This is a genomic window from Streptococcus sp. 68, assembly GCF_013277415.1.
Taxonomy (GTDB): Bacteria; Bacillota; Bacilli; order Lactobacillales; family Streptococcaceae; genus Streptococcus.
The window spans coordinates 250,271-276,204 of the sequence record NZ_VMMX01000003.1 but is presented as its reverse complement, the minus strand read 5'-3'; the positions used below and the strand labels follow the sequence as shown (position 1 = coordinate 276,204).

At 39.0% G+C, this 25,934-nt stretch carries 21 protein-coding genes and 1 pseudogene; 17 read left to right on the top strand and 5 right to left on the bottom strand.

What is annotated here, in order from left to right:
• Positions 1–9: 9 nt before the first annotated feature.
• The 4 genes from HT720_RS02065 to coaB form a co-directional block, all read right to left on the bottom strand.
• Positions 10–537 carry an ECF transporter S component gene (locus tag HT720_RS02065; protein WP_001097393.1) on the bottom strand — a complete coding sequence of 176 codons (528 nt, stop codon included), beginning with the start codon at positions 535–537 and terminating at the stop codon, positions 10–12.
• Positions 538–932: 395 nt separating this feature from the next.
• The gene (locus HT720_RS02060) at positions 933–1,496 is read right to left on the bottom strand and encodes an ECF transporter S component (RefSeq protein ID WP_050103755.1); all 564 of its coding nucleotides are present in this window, start codon (positions 1,494–1,496) and stop codon (positions 933–935) included.
• Positions 1,480–2,031 (bottom strand): phosphopantothenoylcysteine decarboxylase, encoded by a 552-nt coding sequence (gene coaC, locus HT720_RS02055; RefSeq protein WP_173274559.1) that lies wholly within the window; start codon positions 2,029–2,031, stop codon positions 1,480–1,482. Before coaC ends, HT720_RS02060 begins: the two co-directional genes overlap by 17 nt.
• 11 nt (positions 2,032–2,042) lie before the next feature.
• Positions 2,043–2,732, bottom strand: coding sequence for a phosphopantothenate--cysteine ligase (gene coaB / locus HT720_RS02050; protein ID WP_173274558.1), 690 nt, complete (start codon positions 2,730–2,732; stop codon positions 2,043–2,045).
• Positions 2,733–2,964: 232 nt separating this feature from the next.
• Between coaB and HT720_RS02045 the strand changes: the two genes are divergently transcribed.
• From HT720_RS02045 to HT720_RS02000, 10 genes and pseudogenes are all read left to right on the top strand, one after another.
• Positions 2,965–4,635, top strand: coding sequence for a formate--tetrahydrofolate ligase (locus tag HT720_RS02045; protein WP_050242748.1), 1,671 nt, complete (start codon positions 2,965–2,967; stop codon positions 4,633–4,635).
• A gap of 270 nt (positions 4,636–4,905) precedes the next feature.
• On the top strand, positions 4,906–6,081 hold the full coding sequence (mutY, locus tag HT720_RS02040; RefSeq protein ID WP_173274557.1) for an A/G-specific adenine glycosylase: 1,176 nt from the start codon (positions 4,906–4,908) through the stop codon (positions 6,079–6,081).
• 55 nt (positions 6,082–6,136) lie between these two features.
• Positions 6,137–6,841: a response regulator YycF gene (gene yycF, locus HT720_RS02035; RefSeq protein WP_050223087.1), complete on the top strand. Its 705-nt coding sequence runs from the start codon at positions 6,137–6,139 to the stop codon at positions 6,839–6,841.
• The gene (gene vicK / locus HT720_RS02030) at positions 6,834–8,183 is read left to right on the top strand and encodes a cell wall metabolism sensor histidine kinase VicK (protein ID WP_050090938.1); all 1,350 of its coding nucleotides are present in this window, start codon (positions 6,834–6,836) and stop codon (positions 8,181–8,183) included. The genes yycF and vicK overlap by 8 nt, the downstream gene beginning before the upstream one ends.
• Position 8,184: 1 nt before the next feature.
• Positions 8,185–8,994, top strand: coding sequence for an MBL fold metallo-hydrolase (locus HT720_RS02025; protein WP_054384038.1), 810 nt, complete (start codon positions 8,185–8,187; stop codon positions 8,992–8,994).
• A 90-nt stretch (positions 8,995–9,084) separates the two neighbouring features.
• Positions 9,085–9,327 carry a DUF6290 family protein gene (locus tag HT720_RS02020; RefSeq protein ID WP_050223090.1) on the top strand — a complete coding sequence of 81 codons (243 nt, stop codon included), beginning with the start codon at positions 9,085–9,087 and terminating at the stop codon, positions 9,325–9,327.
• 1 nt (position 9,328) lies between these two features.
• Positions 9,329–9,583 (top strand): type II toxin-antitoxin system RelE/ParE family toxin, encoded by a 255-nt coding sequence (locus HT720_RS02015; RefSeq protein WP_007284771.1) that lies wholly within the window; start codon positions 9,329–9,331, stop codon positions 9,581–9,583.
• 73 nt (positions 9,584–9,656) lie between these two features.
• Positions 9,657–11,528: an Eco57I restriction-modification methylase domain-containing protein gene (locus HT720_RS02010; protein WP_173274556.1), complete on the top strand. Its 1,872-nt coding sequence runs from the start codon at positions 9,657–9,659 to the stop codon at positions 11,526–11,528.
• 109 nt (positions 11,529–11,637) lie between these two features.
• Positions 11,638–12,587 (top strand): annotated as a pseudogene (locus HT720_RS02005) (Abi family protein).
• A gap of 22 nt (positions 12,588–12,609) precedes the next feature.
• Complete coding sequence (locus tag HT720_RS02000; protein WP_173274555.1) at positions 12,610–15,864, top strand: DEAD/DEAH box helicase family protein; 3,255 nt, start codon at positions 12,610–12,612, stop codon at positions 15,862–15,864.
• Between the two features lie 252 nt (positions 15,865–16,116).
• Here the strand turns inward: HT720_RS02000 and HT720_RS01995 are convergent, their stop codons facing one another.
• On the bottom strand, positions 16,117–17,103 hold the full coding sequence (locus HT720_RS01995; protein ID WP_084383403.1) for an L-lactate dehydrogenase: 987 nt from the start codon (positions 17,101–17,103) through the stop codon (positions 16,117–16,119).
• Between the two features lie 193 nt (positions 17,104–17,296).
• Between HT720_RS01995 and gyrA the strand changes: the two genes are divergently transcribed.
• The 7 genes from gyrA to udk all read left to right on the top strand — a co-directional run bounded on the left by gyrA (position 17,297) and on the right by udk (position 25,881).
• The gene (gyrA, locus tag HT720_RS01990; protein WP_173274554.1) at positions 17,297–19,765 is read left to right on the top strand and encodes a DNA gyrase subunit A; all 2,469 of its coding nucleotides are present in this window, start codon (positions 17,297–17,299) and stop codon (positions 19,763–19,765) included.
• Positions 19,765–20,508, top strand: a complete 744-nt coding sequence (gene srtA, locus HT720_RS01985) for a sortase SrtA (RefSeq protein WP_173274553.1) — start codon at positions 19,765–19,767, stop codon at positions 20,506–20,508. Before gyrA ends, srtA begins: the two co-directional genes overlap by 1 nt.
• Positions 20,509–20,645: 137 nt before the next feature.
• Positions 20,646–21,443 carry a formate/nitrite transporter family protein gene (locus HT720_RS01980; RefSeq protein ID WP_173274552.1) on the top strand — a complete coding sequence of 266 codons (798 nt, stop codon included), beginning with the start codon at positions 20,646–20,648 and terminating at the stop codon, positions 21,441–21,443.
• 147 nt (positions 21,444–21,590) lie between these two features.
• Complete coding sequence (locus tag HT720_RS01975; RefSeq protein ID WP_173274578.1) at positions 21,591–22,871, top strand: O-acetylhomoserine aminocarboxypropyltransferase/cysteine synthase family protein; 1,281 nt, start codon at positions 21,591–21,593, stop codon at positions 22,869–22,871.
• 95 nt (positions 22,872–22,966) lie between these two features.
• Complete coding sequence (locus tag HT720_RS01970) at positions 22,967–24,241, top strand: DUF2130 domain-containing protein (protein WP_173274551.1); 1,275 nt, start codon at positions 22,967–22,969, stop codon at positions 24,239–24,241.
• Between the two features lie 11 nt (positions 24,242–24,252).
• Positions 24,253–25,131 carry a tRNA pseudouridine(55) synthase TruB gene (gene truB, locus HT720_RS01965; RefSeq protein WP_173274550.1) on the top strand — a complete coding sequence of 293 codons (879 nt, stop codon included), beginning with the start codon at positions 24,253–24,255 and terminating at the stop codon, positions 25,129–25,131.
• 111 nt (positions 25,132–25,242) lie between these two features.
• Complete coding sequence (gene udk / locus HT720_RS01960) at positions 25,243–25,881, top strand: uridine kinase (RefSeq protein ID WP_045591120.1); 639 nt, start codon at positions 25,243–25,245, stop codon at positions 25,879–25,881.
• Positions 25,882–25,934: the final 53 nt, after the last annotated feature.

The window sequence follows — 25,934 nt, the reverse complement described above, 5'->3', positions numbered from 1 at the left end:
TTCTTCCTTTTAACGGCGTTTTCGAAGCACTTTATAGACAGCTAGTGCTAATGTATAGTCTACCATACTATGGATAATTGTGCCAAATCCAACCAGCACAAATAGAACATAAAACATATTTTCTACATTGGTACCGGAAGTGGCGTAAAAAACGACACAGGCTAATACTTCAGCAAGGGCATGGACAAGCGCTAAAACAAAGTTGAAAATCCAGGAAGCTTTTGGTTTATCTAGGGTATCGGGGAATTTTTGTAGGTAAAGAGCCCCCAAAGTCCCAAAAAAGATATGGGAAAAAGCTCGAAATACGATAACCATGGGGTAGCCAGCCATCAAGAATCCAAAACTAGAGGCTAGGATGACAAAAACAGCCATTAAGGGCGACAAGAACATGGCAATAAAAATAGCGATATGGCTCCCCAAAGTGTAAGAAGCAGGAGGAATGACAATCTTAAAAGGCATCACAATCGGAATCAAAATTGCAATAGCCGTTAAGAGGGCAGTCATGGTCATAAATTGTGTCTTTTTCCGCGTATTCATAAGAATCTCCTTTTTATCTGTATATACACTAGTATAGTACTATAAACCAGACAATAAAGCAAGGATTTACTTAGGTTTATAGGAGCTTTAAGTTAATACTCTTTGAAAACTTCTTCAAACCACGTCAGCTTCCATCTGCAATCTCAAAACAGTATTTTGATCAACCTGCGGCTATTTTCCTAGTTTACTTTTTGATCTTCATTGAGTATAAATATAGTAGTTTGAAACTGGAAGAGTACATCATGAATGCTAAAATATTTCTAGAAATTAATTTGAATTCCCTAATCTATTTGTTGGTATCTTATTTCAATTTATTATACTGGTAAAAATTTCACTAAAAAATAAAATATACAGAACAAAATCTCCACCTTCAAGCATGAAAGCGGAGATTGTTTTTATTTCTTCAAAGTTTGTAGTCTTGGAACAATGGCTAGGGTTAGAACTGCGGAAATGACTAATTCGGCAATGGAGTTTGTTGAGATAACGGTTGCTAGGAGTTTTTGGATATTCCCATCAAAGACATTTCCAAAAAGGTAGAAAATTCCACCAAGTACAAAGACTGTGTTGGTAAGTGAACCAAGGGCACCAGCTAGAATCAGACCAGTTTTATTTTTCATCAGTTTATAAACTAGATAAGGAGTTAAACCAATCAAAATACGTGGGACGATGGCAATGATAGCTGAGTAGATGTTTCCGTTTGGTACAAATGGTGAGAAGAGATAGCTTGTAGGTAGAATCGTAATCGTATTAACTGTCAAGCTAAGAAGTCCCATCAAAAATCCAAGTGTAACCCCAACTCGTGGACCGTAGATAATGCTGGCAATAATGACAGGAATATGAACAATGGTCGGTTTGATTGGAAATGGAAAAAGGTTAAAGGCAAGCGAGCTCAGAAAGTGTATCACGAGCATGGTTGCAAAAAAGATAGCAATAGGTGCAATATTAGAGCGTTTTTTCATCGAGAGTTTCCTTTATTCTTTCTAAAATAATTGTGAGGTCAGCTAAAGCTCCTCGTCCATGGTCTCCACAAGCTAGTAGGGATTTTTTAGGAGCAATCAGCTGATAGCCGTATGTTTCTAGTGTTTTCAGATTAGTCTGAGTTGCCGGATGGTCATACATTTTTGTATTCATAGCAGGAGCTATTAGTTTAGGAATATTTTTGGGCAAGGCTAGAGCTATGCTGGTTACCATGTTGTCAGCATAGCCGTGGGCTAGCTTTGCAATTGTGTTAGCTGTTGCAGGGGCTACGATAAATAAATCTGCCTTTTTTCCAAGTTCGATATGATTAATCTGATTAGGATAGGGTTCCTTCATGACATCAAGGTAGACAGGATTCTGTGATAAGACCTGTAGTGTCAAAGGTTGGATAAACTCTGTAGCGGCCTGAGTCATTAAAACCGTGACTTGATGACCTTGTTTTTTTAGAGAACTGACTAAATCTGCCGACTTGTAAGAGGCGATTGACCCTGTTACAGCCAAGAGAATATGTGCCATATCTTTCCTTTCTAAGAATGGTAGGCTTGAATTTTTTCAAGGAGGAGTTCTGCAATTTCTTCCTTAGTATTAACTGATTGAAGTTGATTTTTCTCAACAAAGATAGCACGATGCTTGTCTGTTGAAATTTGAGTCTGGTCATTTGCAATGATTAAGTCTGCTTGGTTCTTGATAAGACTGTTTCTAGCAATGTCAATTAGATGATTTTCAGATACATCAACTAGTAGTTTAAAACCAATCAGATGAATAGCAGGATTCCATTCCTTGACTAGAGAGATGATCTTGGGTGTTTTTTTCAGGAATAAGACCTGAACCTCATCGGTTGAAGAAATCTTAGCCTGATGATTTTGCTTGCTTAAAAATTCTTCCAGATTGGAGCTAGCCTGAACTTCCTCAAACCCTGTCATATAGACAGGAGTGTAGTCAGAAACAGCCATTGAGTGGATCAAGACTTGATAGTCCTTGACACGTTCTTGCATTTCAAGGAGAAGGTCGTTTGTATTGTTAATTTCTTGAATGCTTAGGTTGGGATGGGCTTCTGGCTTTAGAGCTCGTTTTGTTGTTATCAAACAAACTTTATGCCCTGCAGCAAGCAAGGTTTCTGTGATGATTTTTCCCAAGTGACCTGTAGAATGGTTAGTGATAGAGCGGACACTATCAATAGCTTCACTGGTACCGCCCGATGTAACTAAAATTTTCATAGCACTATTGTACCAAAAAAAAAATAATAAGCAAAAGAAAGCGCTTGAATATATATAGAAAATAAAAAGAATCTACTATAGTTTCAAACTATAAAGCAATATAAAATTTAAGAAAGGACTCTAAAAACCTCAAAAATAGGGATATTTACGAACGTTTAGAGAGTTTAAGGATGTTAAAAATCTTGTTTTGTGTTATAATGAATTATCATATAAGAGGTTAGAGGAGTTTTGAATGAAAACAGATATTGAAATCGCACAGAGTATTGAGTTGAAGCCCATTGTTGATGTTGTAGAGAAGCTTGGAATTTCTTACGACGATTTGGAGTTGTATGGAAAGTACAAGGCTAAGCTTAGCTTTGATAAAATTCGTGCAGTTGAGAGCAATCCAGTTGGCAAATTGATTTTGGTTACTGCCATCAACCCAACACCTGCAGGTGAAGGAAAATCAACCATTACCATTGGTCTTGCAGATGCCTTGAACAAGATTGGCAAGAAAACGATGATCGCTATCCGCGAACCATCTCTTGGTCCAGTCATGGGGATTAAGGGTGGTGCTGCTGGTGGTGGTTATGCTCAAGTTCTGCCAATGGAAGACATCAACCTCCACTTTACGGGGGATATGCATGCCATTACAACTGCCAACAATGCGCTTTCTGCCTTGATTGACAACCACTTGCACCAAGGGAATGAGCTGGGAATTGACCAACGTCGTATCCTCTGGAAACGTGTTGTGGATTTGAACGACCGTGCTCTTCGCCATGTGACCGTTGGACTTGGTGGCCCTCTAAATGGTATTCCACGTGAGGATGGCTTTGATATTACAGTTGCTTCCGAAATCATGGCAATTCTTTGCTTGGCAACAGACATCGAGGACTTGAAACGCCGTTTGGCTAATATCGTTATCGGTTATCGCTATGACCGTACACCTGTTTCTGTAGGTGATTTACAGGTAGAAGGTGCCTTGGCTTTGATTTTGAAGGATGCTATTAAGCCAAACTTGGTTCAGACAATTTACGGAACACCTGCCTTTGTGCACGGTGGTCCATTTGCCAATATTGCTCACGGATGTAACTCTGTTTTGGCAACGACTACAGCCCTTCACTTGGCTGATTACACAGTTACTGAAGCTGGTTTTGGTGCAGACCTTGGTGCCGAGAAATTCCTTGATATTAAGACACCAAACTTGCCAACATCTCCAGATGCAGTTGTCATTGTTGCAACCCTTCGTGCCCTTAAGATGAATGGTGGTGTGGCTAAAGATGCTCTGACAGAAGAAAACGTAGAAGCTGTTCGTGCCGGTTTTGCTAACTTGAAACGCCACGTTGAAAATATCCGTAAGTTCGGTATTCCAGCAGTAGTAGCTATCAACGAATTTGTATCTGATACAGAAGCTGAAATTGCAGCCTTGAAAGAACTTTGTGCCTCAATCGATGTGCCAGTTGAGTTGGCAAGTGTCTGGGCTGATGGCGCAGAAGGTGGAGTAGCACTTGCCGAAACAGTTGTCAAAACTATCGCTGAAACCCCAGCTAACTATAAACGTTTGTATGACAATGACCTTTCTGTCCAAGAAAAGATTGAAAAGATTGTTACTGAAATCTACCGTGGTAGCAAAGTAAACTTTGAGAAGAAAGCTCAAACACAAATCGCCCAAATCGTTCAAAACGGTTGGGACAAATTGCCAATCTGTATGGCTAAAACTCAATATAGCTTCTCAGACAATCCGAATGCACTTGGAGCACCTGAAAACTTTGAAATTACCATTCGTGAATTGGTACCAAAATTAGGTGCAGGCTTTATCGTTGCCTTAACTGGTGATGTCATGACCATGCCAGGACTTCCAAAACGACCAGCAGCCCTCAACATGGATGTTGAAAGCGATGGAACAGTATTAGGCTTGTTCTAGTATATTGCAATTGACTTTAAATGAGTTTGGAGATTTTAATCCAAGCTCATTTTTTCTCAGACTGCAAGCAGTTCATCAATAAAATTTAGTCTTCTTTCCTTTGGGAAGAGGCTTTTTATACTCAATGAAAATCAAAGGGCAAACTAGGAAACTAGCCGCAGGCTGTACTTGAGTACGGCAAGGCGACGTTGACGTGGTTTGAATTTGATTTTCGAAGAGTATTAATACTAGGAAAAGGACAGTTAGAGTCTTCTGTGTTATACTAGAGATATGTTAGATTTGAAAGAATACGGTATCGCCATGTGGCCGGAGGAAAAGATCATTTCTTTTCGTAAGAAACTTCTCAACTGGTATGATGAAAACAAAAGAGATTTACCATGGCGTAGGAGTAAGAATCCTTATCATATTTGGGTGTCTGAAATTATGCTCCAGCAGACTAGGGTGGATACGGTTATTCCTTATTACGAACGATTCTTGGACTGGTTTCCGACAGTGGAAAGTTTGGCAACTGCGCCTGAAGAGCGTTTGTTGAAGGCTTGGGAAGGTTTGGGTTATTATTCTAGAGTTCGTAATATGCAGGCTGCGGCCCAGCAGATTATGGCTGACTTTGGTGGTCAATTTCCAAACACCTATGAAGGAATTTCCAGTTTAAAAGGAATTGGTCCTTACACAGCAGGAGCCATTTCCAGTATTGCTTTTAACTTGCCTGAGCCAGCTGTAGATGGTAATGTTATGCGGGTCTTGGCGCGTCTGTTTGAAGTCAATCACGATATTGGGATTCCAAGTAATCGCAAAATTTTTCAGGCAATGATGGAAATCTTGATTGATCAAGATCGTCCAGGCGACTTTAATCAAGCTTTGATGGATTTAGGGTCTGATATTGAGGCTCCTGTAAATCCCAGACCAGAAGAAAGCCCAGTTAAGGACTTTAGTGCGGCATATCAGAATGGTACAATGGACCGTTATCCAATTAAGGCACCAAAGAAAAAGCCAGTTCCCATTTATCTTAAAGCCTTGGTGGTCAAAAATTCTCAGGGACAATTTTTACTTGAAAAAAATGAAAGCGAAAAGCTATTGGCAGGTTTTTGGCATTTCCCACTGGTAGAAGTTGATGATTTTTCGCAAGAAGAGCAGTTTGACCTCTTTCATCAGGTTGCGGAAGAAAGTGTAAACTTTGGCCCCAGTCCAGAGGAGAGTTTCCAGCAGGACTATGACCTAGATGTTGCTTGGTTTGATGTTTATTTTGAGACTGTCAAGCATATCTTTAGTCATCGTAAATGGCATGTTCAAATTGTAACAGGTCAGGTGAGTGACTACCATGATTTTTCAGATAGGGAAGTTCGCTGGCTTTCACCAGAAGAGTTTAAGAATTACCCACTTGCCAAACCCCAACAAAAAATCTGGCAGGCTTATGCAAAAGCCAACTTAGACAGTAGCCAAGACTAGCTATCGTGTCTTCTTGCTATTTTTTTGGTATAATAGTAGAGAAAAAGGTGAACATATGAAAAAAATACTAATTGTAGATGATGAGAAACCAATCTCGGATATTATCAAGTTTAATATGACCAAGGAAGGTTACGAAGTTGTAACTGCTTTTAACGGTCGTGAAGCGCTAGAGCAATTTGAAGCAGAGCAACCAGATATTATTATTCTGGACTTGATGCTTCCGGAAATTGATGGTTTAGAAGTTGCTAAGACCATTCGCAAGACCAGTAGTGTACCTATTATCATGCTGTCGGCTAAAGACAGCGAATTTGATAAGGTTATCGGTTTAGAGCTTGGTGCGGATGACTATGTGACAAAACCCTTCTCAAATCGTGAGTTGCAGGCGCGTGTTAAAGCTTTACTGCGTCGTTCTCAACCTATGCCAGTAGATGGGCAGGAAGCAGAAAGTAAACCTCAACCTATCCAAATTGGGGATTTAGAAATTGTTCCAGACGCCTACGTGGCTAAAAAATATGGCGAAGAACTAGACTTAACCCACCGTGAGTTTGAGCTTTTGTATCATTTGGCATCGCATACAGGTCAAGTCATTACGCGCGAACACTTGCTTGAGACTGTCTGGGGTTATGACTATTTTGGTGATGTCCGCACAGTTGATGTGACTGTCCGACGTCTGCGTGAGAAGATTGAAGATACGCCTAGCCGACCAGAGTATATCTTGACGCGCCGTGGTGTAGGGTATTACATGAGAAATAATGCTTGATTTACTGAAACAAACCATTTTTACCAGAGATTTTATCTTTATCCTGATTTTGTTAGGTTTCATCCTTGTTGTGACCCTCTTATTACTGGAGAATAGACGTGATAATATTCGATTGAAGCAAATCAATCAAAAGGTTAAAGATTTGATTGCAGGAGATTATTCCAAGGTTCTTGATATGCAAGGTGGGTCTGAAATCACCAATATTACCAATAATTTGAATGACTTGTCGGAGGTTATTCGTCTCACTCAGGAAAATCTAGAACAAGAGAGTAAGAGACTAAATAGTATTCTGTTTTATATGACAGATGGGGTTCTTGCGACCAATCGTCGGGGGCAGATTATCATGATTAACGATACAGCCAAGAAGCAACTGGGGCTGGTTAAAGAAGATGTTCTGAATAGAAGCATTTTGGAATTGCTCAAGATAGAAGAAGACTATGAATTGCGTGATTTGATTACCCAAAGTCCAGAATTGTTGCTAGATTCCCAAGATATCAATGGCGAATATCTGAGCCTTCGAGTTCGCTTTGCCTTGATTCGTCGAGAGTCTGGCTTTATTTCAGGTTTGGTGGCTGTTTTGCATGATACGACGGAGCAGGAGAAGGAAGAGCGCGAACGGAGACTCTTTGTTTCCAACGTTAGTCATGAGTTACGGACTCCTTTAACCAGCGTGAAATCTTATCTTGAAGCCTTGGATGAGGGAGCTTTGTGTGAAACTGTAGCACCAGACTTCATCAAGGTGTCTCTGGACGAAACCAACCGTATGATGCGCATGGTAACGGACCTCCTTCATCTCTCTCGGATTGATAATGCTACCAGTCACCTAGATGTGGAACTGATTAACTTTACTGCTTTTATTACCTTTATCCTCAATCGTTTTGACAAGATGAAAGGACAGGAAAAGGAGAAAAAATATGAGTTGGTGAGAGATTATCCTATCAATTCTATCTGGATGGAAATTGATACAGATAAGATGACGCAGGTTGTCGACAATATTTTAAATAATGCCATTAAGTATTCGCCAGATGGGGGTAAAATCACTGTCAGAATGAAGACAACTGAAGACCAGATGATTTTATCCATTTCTGACCACGGTTTGGGGATTCCTAAGCAGGATTTGCCACGTATTTTTGACCGTTTCTATCGTGTGGATCGTGCTAGAAGTCGTGCACAAGGTGGTACAGGTCTAGGACTGTCTATTGCCAAAGAAATTATCAAACAACATAAGGGCTTTATTTGGGCCAAGAGTGAATACGGTAAGGGATCAACCTTTACCATTGTGCTCCCTTATGATAAGGATGCAGTGAAAGAAGAAGTATGGGAGGATGAAGTAGAAGACTAGAATGAGTGAAATAGGCTTTAAATACAGTATTTTAGCGTCGGGTTCCAGTGGAAATTCCTTTTATCTGGAAACCCCAAAAAAGAAGCTTTTAGTGGATGCAGGCTTGTCTGGTAAGAAAATTACCAGCCTACTTGCTGAAATAAATCGCAAGCCAGAAGACTTGGATGCCATCTTGATTACACATGAGCATTCAGACCATATCCATGGAGTGGGTGTTTTGGCTCGCAAGTATGGTATGGATCTTTATGCCAATGAAAAGACCTGGCAAGCTATGGAAAATAGTAAATATCTTGGCAAGGTGGATTCTTCGCAAAAGCATATCTTTGAGATGGGCAAAACCAAAACCTTTGGAGATATTGACATCGAGAGTTTCGGTGTAAGCCATGATGCAGTCGCACCGCAGTTCTATCGCTTTATGAAAGATGATAAAAGTTTTGTCCTTTTGACAGATACAGGTTATGTCAGTGACCGTATGGCAGGAATTGTCGAAAATGCGGACGGCTATCTTATCGAGTCCAACCATGATGTAGAGATTTTGCGAGCAGGATCTTATGCTTGGCGACTCAAACAACGAATCCTATCGGATCTCGGTCATCTTTCTAATGAGGACGGTGCTGAAGCTATGATTCGCACCTTAGGAAATCGCACTAAGAAAATCTACCTAGGACATTTGTCTAAAGAGAACAATATCAAGGAGCTGGCTCACATGACCATGGTCAACCAGCTAGCACAAGCTGATCTGGGAGTTGGAGTAGACTTTAAGGTTTATGATACCTCACCAGATACCGCAACACCATTGACAGATATATAGAAAGAACGCTGAGAAGGTGTTCTTTTTATATTGACTGAACACCTAAAAAGTAATACAATAGTGTTACCGTTAAAAAAGGGAGTACAAAAGATGGCTACTATTACATTAAAAGTTTCTGAAGCTGATAAAACATTTATGAAAGCAATGGCTAAGTTTGAAGGAGTTTCCCTGTCGGAACTGATCCGCACCAAAACTCTCGAAGCTCTAGAAGACGAATACGATGCTCGTGTGGCAGATTTAGCCTATCAAGAGTATTTAGAAGACTTGGAAAAAGGAGTTGAACCCATTACTTGGGAAGAAATGATGCATGATTTAGGCTTGGAGGATGAATAATTTGTATAAATTAGTTCCAACAAGACGTTTCATCAAGCAATTGAAAAAATTGGATCGTTATACGCAGAAGCTAATTACAAACTATTTACAAACCAATGTTTTGGAGGATCCAAGACGACACGGAAAGGCTTTGGTTGGTAATCGCGTTGGTCAATGGCGCTATAGAATTGGTAATTATCGAGTTATCGTACAAATTGTAGATGATGAATTAGTCATTGCTACTTTAGAAGTTGGTCATCGGAGAGATATTTATTGAATTACTTTTCCAAGTAAATTTTTATTCTTTAAAATATGATATAATAGGGCTTACAATATAAGAAAGGTTGCTTATGACAATAGATATTAGTGAAGAAAGTTTAGCTAAAGAATCGGCTGATTTATTAAAAATTCTTTTAAAAGATCGAACGACCAAGAAAAATATTGTTTGGGCGACACATTCTTATGAATTGTTGGGAAAGGGATTTGCTCCAAGTAATCGTATCACTCCGAGTAGGGTGACAGGAGCCTATGCAAACTTGATTCAACCCCGATCAGAAAAGTCTAAGTATGAGCAAAAAGACCGAACTAAGATTAGAGCCGAAGTTTTTACGCCAACTTGGTTAGTTGAAAAGCAAAATGGTTACGTTGAAGCTGAACTTGAAACTCTGAATCTTGAAGATTATATCCAAGTGCGCTGGCTAGAAATTACCTGTGGTGAAGCACCTTATATGGTAACGCGCTATGATACCGTAACTGGTGAGGAAATTCCATTATCTGAACGAGTTGGTTTTGTAGATAGAAAATTGCAGTGCATTAGTCGTGAGGTTTCGGACGAAGCTACCTTCTATGAACTTGTAAAAAAAGCTTATCGAGCTTCTTATGGTTATGAGTATCAAGGAGATTCTCTCCTTTTGGCGCGTGAAAATCTTTTGGCAACTTTTGAGGACTATTATCTAGCTAAGACTGGAAATCAACCAACATTAGAGCAAAAGAAAGAAATTGCGACTATTATCTCTTACAATGTCTTTCAGATGGATGGATTGAAAAAAAGCAGTCCTTGTTTAGCTAAACAAAAGCAATCTCAACAATTGAGTTTGTTTGCGGATGAGCTAGAAGTCCAAGAAGTAGAAGAATCTAAAACCCAAATCAAAGACTGGAAAAAGAATAGAATGATAGGTTTTGAGCGCCTATCTAGCGAGGAAAGTGAAATGAAATTTGATGTCGTGATAGGAAATCCGCCATATCAGGAAACAGGGGAAGCTAGAGATGAACCAATTTATCACCTTTTTATTGATGAAGCTATTAAAATCGCAGATAAATCGATACTAATCACCCCAGCAAGATTTTTATTTAAAGCTGGTCAAACTCCTAAAAATTGGATGGAAAAGATGCTTGAAGATAAGCATTTAAAAGTTCAATTCTATGAACTTAAAAGCGGTAAAGTATTTACAGGAACAGATATTAAGGGTGGAGTAGCAATAACTTATCGTGATGCCGATAAAGATTTGGGACCAATCGGAGTATTTACTATTTTTGAATCTTTGAATAGTATTGTAAAAAAAATAGAAAAACATCCAGACTTTGAAACTTTTTCTGATTTAGTTTATCCTCAAGGTATTTATAGATTTTCAAATCAACTTTTTTCTGATTATCCAAATGCTGAAAAGCTGCAAGGAAAAGGGACAAAAAATAAAATTGTTTCGAAATCACTAACTCAGTTAGATTTTGTTTTCAAAAACAAAGAAGAAAAAGACCATGTTGCTCTACTTGGAAGAATTGGCTCCGAACGTGTTTATCGATATATCAATAAAAAATATTTAGATTTACCAGAAACATTCGAAAATTATAATGTTTTTGTACCAGAAGCTAATGGAAGTGGTGCCTTAGGTGAAGTCTTATCAACACCCCTAATCGGGGAACCCCTAATCGGGCATACAGATACTTTTTTATCTATTGGTAATTTTAAAACAAAATTTGAAGCCGATGCTTGTATTAAATTTATTAAAACTAAATTCGCTAGAGTATTATTAGGTGTTTTGAAAGTTACTCAGCATAATTCACGCAAAACTTGGTATTACGTCCCTCTCCAAGACTTTACGGTCAATTCGGACATTGATTGGACACAATCAGTGGCTGATATTGACCGTCAGCTCTATCAAAAATATGACCTTTCTCCTGAGGAAATTGCCTTTATTGAGACACATGTAAGGGAGATGGATTAGAGAAGTATTTTTATTTGACAAATAGCGCTCAGTGATCTATAATAGACACATAGGATTAGGTCAGGAAGCATACGATGCCCTGACTCTTTTTATTTTATAGGAGATAAGTTTGAAGGAACATAAAACATTTAATCAACAGTTAACAATCTTAAGAAATAGGGGTGTTGTAGTCCCAACGAATGGAAAGCCAAAGAGATTTTTAGAACAAGAAAACTATTACAATGTTATAAACGGTTATAAAGATTTATTTTTAGTAAAGGACAGCAATAATCGACCTGTTGAACCTGAAATTTATCAAAAAGGAACCCACTTTAACGAACTAAAGGCCTTGTTTTTATTTGATAGAGAGCTAAGGATATTATTATTGAAATATTTATTGATATTCGAAAATTCAATAAAGACCACAGTTGCATATGAATTCTCTAAAAAACACCCTCGTAAGAATGCTTATTTAGATATTGCAAATTTTGTAGACAATGATCCTAAAAAAGTTCTTCAACAAATCTCTATCTTAACCAAGACGATTCATGATAAGGTAGATAGAACTGGCGCTATTAAACATTACATTGAGGAACATGGGAAGTACCACTTTGGGTTTTAGTTAATTTTCTTACAATGGGAAACATTGCTAATTTTTACAATATTTTAACGGATAGTACAAAGAATATCATTGCAAAATTTTATACAGATAAATATAGAACACAAAATAAAGACAATACATTTAGACTATCTAGTGCAGATTTAAGTGCATGTTTGAAAGTGGCTAATCTAGTTAGAAATATCTGTGCACATGATGAACGACTGTATAATGTTAATTTAAGAAATGTCAGAATATCTCAAATAGCAAATCATTTTGGGATAAGGAGATATGATAATAAACGTTTTATAGTGGTTATTCTATTTTTAAAAATTGTACTTGATAAGAAAGATTTTCAAAGATTATATAAAGCTTTAATGAATCTATTCAATCAGTATGCTGATGAATTTAAAACTGTAGTGTTTGATGACATTTTAAACACGATGGGAATCGATTTAACAGAGTTAGAAAAATTATCTTAGTTTTTTAAAAAAAGGAAAACTTATGCCAGTAGAAATTAAAACCACTAAAGAGATTCATCCTAAAATCTATGCCTACACAACTCCTACGGTAACCAGTAATGAAGGCTGGATTAAGATTGGTTATACAGAACGTGATGTCACACAACGGATTAAAGAACAAACGCATACAGCTCATATTGATACAGATGTCTTATGGACTGGAGATGCGACTTATACGGAAGAACCTGATAAAGGAAAGACCTTTAAGGATCATGATTTCCACCATTTCCTTTCTTTTCATGATGTGGAGCGTCGTCCTAAGACGGAATGGTTCTATTTTAATGGAACTCCTGAAAAATCAAAAAATCTCTTCGATAAGTTTGTTAAGCATGATTTATCAGGTTATCAGCCTGGACAAGGACAGGACTATACCTTGCGACAAGAGCAGGAAGAAGCAGTTGCTAATACATTAGCTTATTTCCAAGAACATGCTGGAGGCAAATTTCTCTGGAATGCCAAGCCACGATTTGGTAAAACCTTGTCTACCTATGACCTAGCTCGTCGAATGGAAGCTGTTAATGTCCTAATTGTAACCAACAGGCCTGCCATTGCTAATTCATGGTATGATGATTTTGAAACATTCATAGCAGGTCAAACAACTTATAAGTTTGTTTCTGAATCAGATAGCCTTAAGAGTCGTCCAACCTTATCACGTAAAGAATTTGTTGGTATTTTAGATGACGATGTAAGACAACTTGCTTTTATCAGTCTTCAAGACTTGAAAGGTTCTGTTTATTTAGGTGGCGAGCACGATAAACTCAAATGGGTGACTGATCTGCATTGGGATTTGTTGGTTATTGACGAGGCTCATGAAGGAGTTGATACCTTCAAGACTGATCAAGCCTTTAATAAGATTCGACGGAATTTTACTCTGCATTTGTCAGGTACACCATTTAAAGCATTGGCCAAAGGAGATTTTACAGAGGATCAAATCTACAACTGGTCTTATGCGGATGAACAGTCTGCTAAATCGACTTGGTCTTCTGAGCAAGAAGAGGAAAATCCATATGAAACCTTACCTCAGTTAAATCTCTTTACCTATCAAATGTCTCAGATGATTGGTGAGGAGTTAGAAAAAGGTGCTCAACTGGATGGCGAAAATATCGACTATGCTTTTGACTTGAGTGAATTTTTCGCCACAGATGATAAAGGGAAATTTATCCATGAGCAAGATGTCAGAAATTGGTTAGATACTCTATCGAGCAATGAAAAATATCCATTTTCAACTAAAGAACTTCGAAATGAACTCAAGCATACTTTTTGGCTGTTAGAACGTGTAGCCTCAGCTAAAGCTTTAAAAGCTCTACTAGAAGAACATCCCATCTATGAAAATTATGAGATTGTGTTAGCTGCTGGCGACGGGCGTATGTCTGAGGATGACGATAAAGTCAAACTCAAATCCTTAGATTTGGTTAGAAAAGCGATAGCAGAGAATGACAAAACCATCACCCTATCCGTCGGTCAATTGACGACAGGTGTCACTATCCCTGAATGGACGGGCGTATTGATGTTATCAAATTTGAAATCACCTGCACTTTATATGCAGGCCGCCTTCCGTGCTCAAAATCCTTACTCATGGACCGATAACAAAGGAAATCACTTTCGCAAAGAAAGAGCCTATGTATTTGACTTTGCGCCGGAAAGAACCTTGATTCTCTTTGATGAGTTTGCCAACAACTTATCGCTTGCAACTGCAGGAGGCGGCGGGACTTCGACAACTCGTGAAGAAAATATCAGAGAATTACTAAATTTCTTCCCTGTCATAGCTGAAGATAGTGCTGGTAAGATGGTTGAAATTGATGCTAAGGCGGTTCTAACCATTCCTCGCCAGATAAAAGCTAGAGAAGTTCTTAAACGTGGCTTTATATCCAATCTCTTATTTGATAATATCAGCGGTATTTTCCAAGCTAGTCAAACAGTTCTAGACATTTTAAATGAACTCCCAGTTGAAAAGGAAGGGAAGTTACAAACATCATCTGAACTATTAGACTTTTCAGATGTTACAGTAGATGATGAGGGGAATGCAGTAGTAGACCATGAAATCGTAGTTAATCAGCAAATGCGACTTTTTGGAGAAAAAGTCTATGGACTTAGTCAATCTGTGACAGATTTGTTCACTAAGGATGAGGACAGAACTCAAAAACAGCTGGTTAATGATTTGAGTAAGACAGTTTCTCCAGTGATTGTAGAAGAATTGGAAGCAGGCTATGACCTTAAAACGAGGGAAAAAGAACAAATCAAGAAAGAAATTTCCAAAACATTTGAGAATGAAATTCGAAAAAATGAGATAGAACGTAAAATTTCTGAGGCTCATATCAAGGAAGAGTTGAAAGAACAACTCAAGGAAGCAAATGATAAGGAGCAAAAAGATAAGATTCAAGAAGATTTGGATAAACGTTTAGAAGAAAATAATCTCATTCACAAAGAAAAACTAGAGCAAACACTCAAAAAAGAAGTGGAAAAAATGCCTGAGAAGTTTATCGAACAGGTTGAGATAAAACGGGTTGAACAGTTAAAACAATCAGCTCAAGATGAGATTCGTGACCATCTTCGTGGATTTGCAAGAACCATTCCAAGTTTTATTATGGCCTATGGTAATCAATCTCTAATACTTGATAATTTTGATACCTTTGTTCCTGAGCAAGTCTTCTTTGAGGTGACTGGTATTACGATTGACCAATTTCGTTATTTGAGAGATGGTGGACAAGATTTTGCAGGGCATCTCTTTGATAAAGCAACATTTGACGAAGCTATTCAAGAATTTCTCCGCAAGAAAAAGGAGTTGGCAGATTATTTTAAAGATCAAAAAGAAGATATTTTTGATTATATTCCACCGCAGAAGACCAACCAGATTTTCACGCCTAAACGTGTGGTAAAAAGGATGGTAGATGATTTAGGAAAGGAAAATCCAGGGATATTTGAAGATTCATCTAAAACTTTTATTGATTTATATATGAAGTCAGGTCTCTATATTGCAGAATTGGTTAAACGCCTCTATAATAGTGATGGTTTGAAACAATTATTTCCAGATTCTGAAAAACGTTTGAAGCATATTTTAGAGAATCAGGTTTATGGATTTGCTCCGTCTGAGATTATCTATAATATCTCGACTAATTTTATTTTTGGAAATCTTTCTAAAGATATTAGTAGGAAGAATTTTGTTTTAGAAGATACTATTCCAGCGGCTAAAGAAGGAAGAGTTCAGGAGTTGGTTGATTCCTATTTTGAAGATAATTAAAAAGAAGGCCGAGTCAAAATTCTTTGAAATCAGAAAAAACGCATAAGATAAGGTATTGACAATCCTTGGTATTATGCGTTTTATTGTGGGAAGATGTATAATGAATTGAAATAAGATATGAACAAATTGATTAGGGATTTAAAGCATTTTATAACAACGTTTTAGAGTAATGGGGTGCTATTTCAACTTCAACCTACTATAATACAGAAAAAAACAACTCCCTGATGATTCAAGGAGTTGTCTATGGTTAAATTAGTTTTTAGAAGCTTCTTGGAATTCTGGTTTTTTCCATGCTTCGTCAATGATAGCTTGCAATTCTTTAGCAGATGCTTGCATTTTTTGAGTTTCTGCGTCGTTCAATGGAATATTTACTGGACGAACGATACCATGTGCACCAACAACAGCTGGTTGACCGATAAAGACGTTCTCAACTCCGTATTGACCTTCTTGGAATACTGAAAGTGGAAGTACTGCGTTTTCATCGTCAAGGATTGCTTTAGTGATACGAGCAAGGGCTACTGCGATACCGTAGTATGTTGCACCTTTTTTGTTGATGATTGTGTAGGCTGCATCACGAACACCTTCGAACAATTCAATCAATTCAGCTTCTTGAACATTTTGAGTGTCTTTAAGGAATTCTTCAAGGTTTACACCAGCGATGTTAGCGTGTGACCAAACAGCGAACTCAGAGTCACCGTGTTCACCCATGATGTAGGCGTGCACTGAACGAGCATCAACATCAAGTTTCTCAGCAAGTGCTTGACGGAAACGAGCTGAGTCAAGTGAAGTACCTGAGCCGATAACGCGTTCTTTAGGGAAACCAGAGAATTTCCAAGTTGAGTAAGTCAAGACGTCAACTGGGTTAGCAGCAACAAGGAAGATACCTTTGAAACCTGATTCAACAACTTGAGTTACGATTGATTTGTTGATAGCAAGGTTTTTACCTACAAGGTCAAGACGAGTTTCACCTGGTTTTTGAGGCGCACCTGCAGTGATCACAACAAGGTCAGCGTCTGCACAGTCAGAGTATTGAGCTGCATAGATTTTTTTAGGTGAAGTGAAGGCAAGGGCGTGGCTAAGGTCAAGCGCGTCACCAACAGCTTTTTCATGCAATTGTGGAATTTCGATAATTCCAAGCTCTTGTGCAATTCCTTGGTTAACCAGTGCAAAAGCGTAAGATGAACCTACAGCACCATCTCCGACAAGGATAACTTTTTTGTGTTGTTTAGTTGAAGTCATTGTTCTAAACATCTCCTTAATTTTATTAGGGGATTTTCCCCAGACAACTTCATTCTATCACTTTTAAAAAACTTTGTCACGAATATGCCTTATAGTTCTCAATGTAAACGTTTTAGTGATTTAGAGGCTGAAATAGATGGGAATTTATGGTATAATGTTGTTACTTACTAATTGTGAAATGAGGCATTTATTAATGCAGGATAAAAATTTAGTGAATGTCAATCTGACAAAGGAGATGAAGACGAGCTTTATCGATTACGCCATGAGTGTTATCGTAGCCCGGGCTCTTCCTGATGTTCGAGATGGCTTGAAACCTGTTCACCGTCGCATTCTCTACGGAATGAATGAATTGGGTGTTACTCCAGACAAACCTCATAAAAAATCTGCTCGTATTACAGGGGATGTCATGGGTAAATACCACCCACACGGGGATTCCTCTATCTATGAAGCAATGGTCCGTATGGCTCAATGGTGGAGCTACCGTTACATGCTTGTAGATGGGCATGGAAACTTTGGTTCCATGGATGGTGATGGTGCTGCCGCCCAGCGTTATACTGAGGCACGTATGAGCAAGATTGCTCTAGAAATGCTTCGAGATATCAATAAGAATACGGTTGATTTCGTCGATAACTATGATGCCAATGAACGGGAACCCTTGGTTTTGCCAGCTCGTTTTCCAAACCTTTTGGTCAATGGAGCAACTGGTATCGCTGTTGGTATGGCAACCAATATTCCACCTCATAACCTGGGTGAGACCATTGATGCAGTGAAGTTGGTCATGGACAATCCTGAAGTGACTACCAAGGACTTGATGGAAGTCTTGCCTGGTCCAGATTTTCCAACAGGTGCCCTTGTCATGGGGAAATCAGGCATTCATAAGGCTTATGAAACAGGTAAAGGTTCTATTGTTCTTCGTTCTCGTACTGAAATCGAAGAAACTAAGACTGGCCGTGAGCGCATTGTTGTAACAGAATTTCCTTATATGGTCAACAAAACAAAGGTACATGAGCATATTGTTCGTTTGGTTCAGGAAAAACGGATTGAGGGCATCACAGCAGTACGTGATGAGTCAAACCGTGAAGGTGTTCGATTTGTTATCGAAGTTAAGCGTGATGCGTCTGCTAATGTTATCCTCAACAATCTCTTCAAGATGACCCAGATGCAAACCAACTTTGGTTTTAATATGCTGGCTATCCAAAATGGTGTACCGAAGATTTTATCCCTTCGTCAGATTTTGGATGCTTATATCGAGCACCAAAAAGAAGTAGTTGTTCGTCGGACACGTTTTGATAAGGAAAAAGCGGAAGCGCGCGCTCATATCTTAGAAGGTCTCTTGATTGCGCTAGACCATATCGACGAAGTGATTCGTATCATCCGTGCTAGTGAAACGGATGCGGAAGCACAAGCTGAGTTGATGAGTAAATTTAAGCTTTCTGAACGTCAAAGTCAGGCCATCCTTGATATGCGTCTTCGTCGTTTGACAGGTTTGGAACGTGATAAGATCCAGTCTGAGTATGATGACCTCTTGGCTCTGATTGCGGATTTGGCGGATATTCTTGCTAAGCCAGAACGTGTTTCTCAAATCATCAAAGACGAATTAGATGAAGTTAAGCGTAAGTTTGGTGACCAACGTCGTACAGAGTTGATGGTCGGTGAAGTCTTGAGTCTTGAAGATGAGGACTTGATTGAAGAAACGGATGTCTTGATTACACTTTCTAACAAGGGATACATTAAACGTCTGGATCAAGCTGAGTTTACTGCTCAAAAACGTGGGGGTCGTGGTGTTCAAGGAACAGGCGTTAAGGATGACGATTTTGTTCGTGAGTTAGTGTCAACTAGCACCCATGATCACCTGCTCTTCTTCACAAATAAAGGGCGAGTTTATCGTTTGAAAGGTTATGAAATTCCTGAGTATGGTCGGACGGCCAAAGGTCTACCAGTAGTTAATCTCTTGAAATTGGATGAAGGTGAAAGTATTCAGACTATTATCAATGTTAAGTCTGAACGCAGTGATGATGCTTACCTCTTCTTCACAACCCGTCATGGTATTGTGAAGAGAACGAGTGTTAAGGAATTTGCTAACATTCGCCAGAATGGTCTCAAGGCTTTGAACCTCAAGGATGAAGATGAGTTGATTAATGTCTTGTTGACGGAAGAAGATACGGATATTATCATTGGTACCAAGTTTGGTTATGCAGTTCGCTTTAATCAATCAGCCGTTCGCGGCATGAGTCGTATCGCCACAGGTGTGAAAGGTGTTAATCTCCGTGAGGGAGACACAGTAGTTGGTGCTAGCGTAATTACTGATCAAGATGAGGTTCTTATCATTACTGAAAAAGGATATGGTAAGCGTACAGTCGCGACTGAATATCCAACAAAAGGTCGTGGTGTTAAAGGAATGAAGACGGCTAATGTGGCTGAGAAAAATGGTCCTCTATCAGGTCTCTTGACTGTGAAAGGTGATGAAGACTTGATGATTATCACTGATACAGGTGTCATGATTCGAACCAACGTTGCCAATATTTCACAAACAGGGCGTTCAACTATGGGAGTTAAAGTAATGCGTCTGGATCAAGATGCTAAAATTGTAACCTTTACTACGGTTGCAGCGGCAGAAAAAGAAGAAGTTGGGACAGAAAATGAAACAGAAGGTGAAGCATAATGTCTCAAAAAAATAATAAGAAGAAAAACAAACGAAAAAATCTACTGACAAATATTCTAGCAGGATTTCTGATACTACTATCAATTGCTTTGATTTTTAATGCTAAAATTCGTGATATTTTCATAGTTTGGAATACCAATAAGTACCAAGTTAGTCAGGTATCAAAAGAAAAAATAGAAGAAAATCAGGATACAGAAGGAAATTTTGATTTTGATTCTGTCAATGCTATCTCTTCTGAAGCGGTTCTAGCTTCTCAATGGGATGCTCAAAAATTACCAGTTATCGGCGGAATTGCAGTCCCTGAATTAGAAATGAATCTACCAATTTTTAAAGGGCTTGATAATGTCAATCTCTTCTATGGTGCTGGTACGATGAAACGCGATCAAGTGATGGGGAAAGGAAATTATAGTCTAGCTAGTCATCATATTTTTGGTGTCAATAATGCTAATAAAATGTTATTTTCTCCTTTGGATAACGCTAAAAATGGTATGAAGATTTATCTAACCGATAAAAATAAAGTTTATACTTATGAAATACGTGAAGTCAAACGTGTTACACCGGATCGTGTTGATGAAGTTGATGACAGAGATGGGGTCGATGAGATTACATTAGTAACCTGTGAAGACCTTGCTGCTACAGAACGTATTATTGTAAAAGGTGATTTGAAAGAAACAAAAGATTATTCACAAACATCTGATGAAATCCTAACAGCTTTCAATCAACCGTATAAACAATTTTATTAATACAAATCAGTGAAATCATGGATTTCACTGATTTTTTAAGATTTTCATAAAAAAAACTTTTATGAAATACAGAAAACGCTTCCTAAAATCTAAAGTTTGTGATATAATTATCAATAAAAAAGATTTAGGAGTTTATTATGGTTTCTTCAGAATTTATCTCAAAGATTGAATTTGCTTGCAAGAAGAAGGAAAGTCTTTATAGTCAAAGCAAATTTAAGTATGCGATTCGTTCTATGTTCGCAGGTGCATTTTTAACCTTCAGTACAGCTGCTGGTGCAGTTGGGGCTGACTTGATTAATAAAATTGCACCAGGTAGTGGACGCTTCCTCTTTCCATTTGTCTTTGCTTGGGGATTGGCCTACATTGTTTTCTTGAATGCCGAGTTGGTAACATCAAACATGATGTTCTTGACTGCAGGTAGTTTCTTGAAAAAAATCTCTTGGAGAAAAACAGCTGAGATTTTACTTTACTGTACCTTGTTCAACCTTATCGGGGCTTTGATAGCAGGTTGGGGCTTTGCCCACTCAGCAGCTTATGCACATCTGACACACGATAGTTTCATCTCAGGGGTTGTTGAGATGAAGTTAGGCCGTTCAAATGAATTAATCTTGCTTGAGGCGATTTTGGCAAATATTTTCGTAAATATTGCGATTCTTTCATTTGTTTTGGTCAAAGATGGTGGTGCCAAACTTTGGCTTGTGTTGTCAGCTATTTACATGTTTGTATTCTTAACAAACGAGCACATTGCGGCGAACTTTGCTTCTTTCGCGATTGTGAAATTCAGTGTTGCTGCTGATTCAATTACCAACTTCGGTGTTGGAAATATGCTTCGTCACTGGGGAGTAACCTTCATCGGAAACTTTATCGGAGGAGGCCTCTTGATGGGTCTTCCATATGCCTTCCTCAATAAAAACGAAGATACTTATGTAGATTAAGAAAATGAGCACGATTGATTCGTGCTTTTTTCATTTTCAAAATAAGGTAATAGCTATTTCTTATATCAAAATATAGAAAACTGATATTTGTAAACTATAACTTAAGGTGCTACAATGTCCTTAATCAAACTATTTGGAGGTCGTTTTATGACTCGTGATTTTAAATTTGAAACTCTACAACTACATGCTGGTCAAGTTGTGGATCCAGCTACTAAGTCTCGTGCAGTGCCGATTTATCAAACAACATCCTTTGTTTTTGATGACACGCAGGAAGGTGCCGATTTGTTTGCCTTGAGAAAACCAGGGAACATTTATACTCGCATCACCAACCCTACAACAGCTGCCTTTGAAGAAAGAATTGCTGCTCTTGAAGGTGGTGTCGGAGCTCTTGCAACAGCATCAGGTATGGCCGCGGTTACTTATACGATTTTGGCTCTTGCACATGCTGGTGATCATGTAGTAGCAGCTTCAACCATTTATGGTGGAACCTTCAATCTCTTGAAAGAAACCCTTCCTCGTTATGGGATCACAACAACATTTGTAGATGTGGATAACTTGGAGGAAGTAGAAGCAGCTATCAAAGACAATACTAAGCTTATCTTGATTGAAACCTTGGGTAATCCCTTGATTAATATTCCTGACTTGGAAAAATTGGCTGAGATTGCTCATAAGTATCAGATTCCACTTGTTTCTGACAATACTTTTGCTACACCTTATTTGATTAACGTTTTTTCTCACGGTGTAGATATTGCCATTCACTCTGCGACTAAGTTTATCGGTGGGCATGGTACGACTATTGGAGGAGTGATCGTTGATAGTGGTCGTTTTGACTGGGCGGCTTCAGGTAAATTTCCTCAATTTGTTGAGGAAGACCCAAGCTATCATAACTTGAGCTATACTCGTGATGTCGGTGCAGCAGCCTTTATTATCGCTGTTCGTGTTCAATTGCTTCGTGATACAGGTGCAGCCTTGTCACCGTTCAATGCTTTCCTCTTGCTACAAGGACTTGAAACCCTTTCACTTCGTGTGGAACGCCATGTTCAAAATGCTGAGAAAATTGTTGATTTTCTTGTCAACCATCCTAAGGTAGAAAAGGTAAATTATCCAAAACTTGCAGATAGTCCTTATCATGCCTTGGCTGAGAAATACTTGCCAAAAGGTGTGGGCTCCATCTTTACCTTCCATGTCAAAGGTGGGGAGGCAGAAGCACGCAAGGTAATTGATCATTTAGAAATCTTTTCTGACCTAGCAAATGTGGCAGATGCCAAATCACTTGTTGTCCATCCAGCAACAACCACTCACGGTCAATTGTCAGAAAAAGACCTCGAAGCAGCAGGAGTCACACCAAACCAAATCCGCTTGTCGATCGGACTTGAAAATGTAGAGGATTTGATCGAAGATTTGCGCTTGGCCTTGGAAGAAATTTAAAGAAAAAGAAGATAAACAGTGGGTTTCGACTCACTGTTTTTGATTTTCCCTCAGGCATGATATAATGGTTACAGAAGTCTAGAAAGAGGAACGATATGAACGAAATCAAATGTCCCAACTGTGGGGAAGTCTTTACAGTAAATGAAAGTCAGTATGCTGAACTTTTGTCCCAAGTGAGAACAGCAGAGTTTAATAAGGAATTGCACGATCGCATGAAGCAGGAACTGGCCTTGGCTGAGCAAAAGGCCATGAATGAACAACAGTCTAAACTGGATCAAAAAGACAAAGAAATTGCTCAATTGCAGAATCAAATCCAAAACTTTGATACAGAAAAAGAATTGGCCAAGAAAGAGGTTGAACAGACAAGCAATCAGGCTCTCTTGGCTAAGGACAAGGAAGTACAGGCCTTGGAAAACCAATTGGCCACCTTGCGTTTGGAACATGAAAATCAACTACAGAAGACCCTCTCTGACCTAGAAAAAGAACGAGACCAGGTTAAAAATCAGCTCCTACTGCAAGAAAAGGAAAACGAGCTTTCTCTTGCTTCTGTTAAGCAAAACTACGAAGCCCAGCTCAAGGCAGCTAGTGAACAAGTCGAATTTTACAAGAATTTCAAGGCTCAACAATCCACAAAAGCGATTGGGGAAAGTCTGGAACAGTATGCGGAAAGTGAGTTTAATAAGGTCCGCAGTTTTGCCTTTCCAAATGCCTACTTTGAGAAGGATAACAAGGTTTCAGCGCGTGGGTCTAAGGGGGACTTTATCTTCCGCGAGAGTGATGAAAATGGTGTTGAAATCATTTCCATCATGTTTGAAATGAAAAATGAAGCTGACGGAACAGAGAAGAAGCACAAGAATGCAGATTTTTACAAGGAATTGGACAAGGACCGTCGGGAGAAGAACTGTGAATATGCGGTTTTGGTAACCATGCTTGAAGCCGATAATGATTACTTTAACACAGGGATTGTTGACGTCAGCCACGAGTATGAAAAGATGTATGTGGTTCGTCCTCAATTCTTTATCCAGTTGATTGGGCTCTTACGTAATGCGGCGCTAAATTCCCTAAAATACAAGCAGGAGCTGGCCTTGGTGCGTGAGCAAAATATTGACATTACGCATTTTGAAGAAGACTTAGATGCCTTTAAACTAGCCTTTGCTAAGAACTATAACTCAGCTTCGACTAACTTTGGCAAAGCTATCGATGAAATTGACAAGGCCATCAAACGCATGGAAGAGGTCAAGAAATTCCTAACCACATCTGAAAACCAACTTCGCCTTGCAAACAACAAATTGGAAGATGTTTCCGTCAAAAAATTGACCCGTAAAAATCCAACTATGAAAGCTAAGTTTGAATCTCTGAAAGGGGAGTGAGAAAGAAATATATGAACGGTATTATCAACTTAAAAAAAGAAGCGGGGATGACCTCGCATGATGCGGTTTTTAAACTGCGCAAGATTTTGGGAACCAAGAAAATTGGTCATGGTGGGACCTTGGATCCGGATGTGGTGGGTGTTTTGCCCATTGCGGTTGGCAAGGCGACACGCATGGTCGAGTTTATGCAGGATGAGGGCAAGGTCTATGAGGGTGAAATCACTCTTGGTTATTCAACGACGACTGAGGATGCCAGTGGGGAAGTGGTCGCAGAGACACCTGTTTTATCGCAATTGGATGAAAAGCTTGTTGATGAAGTAATTGCTAGCTTGCTTGGGCCTATTAAACAGATTCCGCCTATGTACTCTGCGGTTAAGGTCAATGGTCGCAAGCTCTATGAGTATGCGCGTGCTGGTCAGGAAGTAGAGCGTCCAGAACGTCAGGTGACCATTTATCAATTTGAGCGAACAAGTCCGATTTCTTATGAGGATCACCTCGCACGATTCACTTTTCGTGTGAAATGCAGTAAAGGGACTTACATCCGTACCTTGTCAGTTGATTTGGGTGAAAATCTTGGTTATGCGGCTCATATGTCACACCTAACACGTACTAGTGCAGCTGGTTTGCAACTAGAAGATGCTCTTACCTTGGAAGAAATTGCTACAAAAGTGGAGGCTGACCAATTGGACTTTCTCCATCCTATAGAGATTGGGACAGGGGACCTCGTCAAAGTTTTCCTAAGTCCAGAAGAGGCTACAGAAGTGCGCTTTGGTCGTTTTATCGAACTCGAACAAACAAAACAAGAACTGGCTGCCTTTGAAGGCAATCAATTGCTAGCTATTTTAGAAAAAAGGGACAATCTCTATAAGCCAAGGAAGGTTTTTAGCTAGTCTAGTTTGGTGTAAGTATTAGGATTGTTACCTATAATCTATCCAAATCAGACTATAAATTTTGCAAAAAATGTGATAGAATAGACGACGGATAAAAAAACGGAGGATAGCATGCAAAATAGACCAATCATTATCGGAGTGACAGGTGGTTCTGGTGGTGGTAAGACCAGTGTTTCAAGAGCCATTTTATCGCATTTTCCTGATGAAAAGATTTCCATGATTGAGCATGATTCATACTATAAGGATCAGTCTCATTTGACCTTTGAAGAGCGTGTCAAAACCAACTACGACCATCCTTTTGCCTTTGATACAGACTTGATGATTGAGCAGATTAAGGAATTGTTGGCAGGGCGTCCGGTGGACATTCCGACTTATGACTATACAGAGCATACACGAAGCAGCAAGACCTATCGTCAGGAGCCTCAAGATGTCTTTATCGTTGAGGGGATTTTGGTCTTGGAAGACAAGCGCCTACGCGATTTGATGGATATAAAGATTTTTGTGGATACGGATGATGATGTGCGCATTATTCGTCGTATCAAGCGCGATATGGAAGAACGTGGCCGTAGTCTTGATAGCGTTATTGACCAGTATCTAGGTGTGGTTAAACCAATGTACCACCAGTTTATCGAGCCAACCAAGCGTTATGCTGATATTGTCATTCCTGAAGGGGTCAGCAATACAGTGGCTATCGATCTTTTGACAACCAAAATTTCCAAGATTTTGGAAGAAGCTCGAAACAGCAAATAAACAGATGAATTAGATTTAAGTAAATTTATTGTATATGTATTAAGTTTGGAAAA

Excerpts from the sequence above, each read along its gene's own strand:
- HT720_RS02065 (WP_001097393.1), bottom strand. The coding sequence starts at position 537 with ATGAATACGCGGAAAAAGACACAATTTATGACCATGACTGCCCTCTTA.
- HT720_RS02060 (WP_050103755.1), bottom strand. The coding sequence starts at position 1,496 with ATGAAAAAACGCTCTAATATTGCACCTATTGCTATCTTTTTTGCAACC.
- coaC (WP_173274559.1), bottom strand. The coding sequence starts at position 2,031 with ATGGCACATATTCTCTTGGCTGTAACAGGGTCAATCGCCTCTTACAAG.
- coaB (WP_173274558.1), bottom strand. The coding sequence starts at position 2,732 with ATGAAAATTTTAGTTACATCGGGCGGTACCAGTGAAGCTATTGATAGT.
- HT720_RS02045 (WP_050242748.1), top strand. The coding sequence starts at position 2,965 with ATGAAAACAGATATTGAAATCGCACAGAGTATTGAGTTGAAGCCCATT.
- mutY (WP_173274557.1), top strand. The coding sequence starts at position 4,906 with ATGTTAGATTTGAAAGAATACGGTATCGCCATGTGGCCGGAGGAAAAG.
- yycF (WP_050223087.1), top strand. The coding sequence starts at position 6,137 with ATGAAAAAAATACTAATTGTAGATGATGAGAAACCAATCTCGGATATT.
- vicK (WP_050090938.1), top strand. The coding sequence starts at position 6,834 with ATGCTTGATTTACTGAAACAAACCATTTTTACCAGAGATTTTATCTTT.
- HT720_RS02025 (WP_054384038.1), top strand. The coding sequence starts at position 8,185 with ATGAGTGAAATAGGCTTTAAATACAGTATTTTAGCGTCGGGTTCCAGT.
- HT720_RS02020 (WP_050223090.1), top strand. The coding sequence starts at position 9,085 with ATGGCTACTATTACATTAAAAGTTTCTGAAGCTGATAAAACATTTATG.
- HT720_RS02010 (WP_173274556.1), top strand. The coding sequence starts at position 9,657 with ATGACAATAGATATTAGTGAAGAAAGTTTAGCTAAAGAATCGGCTGAT.
- HT720_RS02000 (WP_173274555.1), top strand. The coding sequence starts at position 12,610 with ATGCCAGTAGAAATTAAAACCACTAAAGAGATTCATCCTAAAATCTAT.
- HT720_RS01995 (WP_084383403.1), bottom strand. The coding sequence starts at position 17,103 with ATGACTTCAACTAAACAACACAAAAAAGTTATCCTTGTCGGAGATGGT.
- gyrA (WP_173274554.1), top strand. The coding sequence starts at position 17,297 with ATGCAGGATAAAAATTTAGTGAATGTCAATCTGACAAAGGAGATGAAG.
- srtA (WP_173274553.1), top strand. The coding sequence starts at position 19,765 with ATGTCTCAAAAAAATAATAAGAAGAAAAACAAACGAAAAAATCTACTG.
- HT720_RS01980 (WP_173274552.1), top strand. The coding sequence starts at position 20,646 with ATGGTTTCTTCAGAATTTATCTCAAAGATTGAATTTGCTTGCAAGAAG.
- HT720_RS01975 (WP_173274578.1), top strand. The coding sequence starts at position 21,591 with ATGACTCGTGATTTTAAATTTGAAACTCTACAACTACATGCTGGTCAA.
- HT720_RS01970 (WP_173274551.1), top strand. The coding sequence starts at position 22,967 with ATGAACGAAATCAAATGTCCCAACTGTGGGGAAGTCTTTACAGTAAAT.
- truB (WP_173274550.1), top strand. The coding sequence starts at position 24,253 with ATGAACGGTATTATCAACTTAAAAAAAGAAGCGGGGATGACCTCGCAT.
- udk (WP_045591120.1), top strand. The coding sequence starts at position 25,243 with ATGCAAAATAGACCAATCATTATCGGAGTGACAGGTGGTTCTGGTGGT.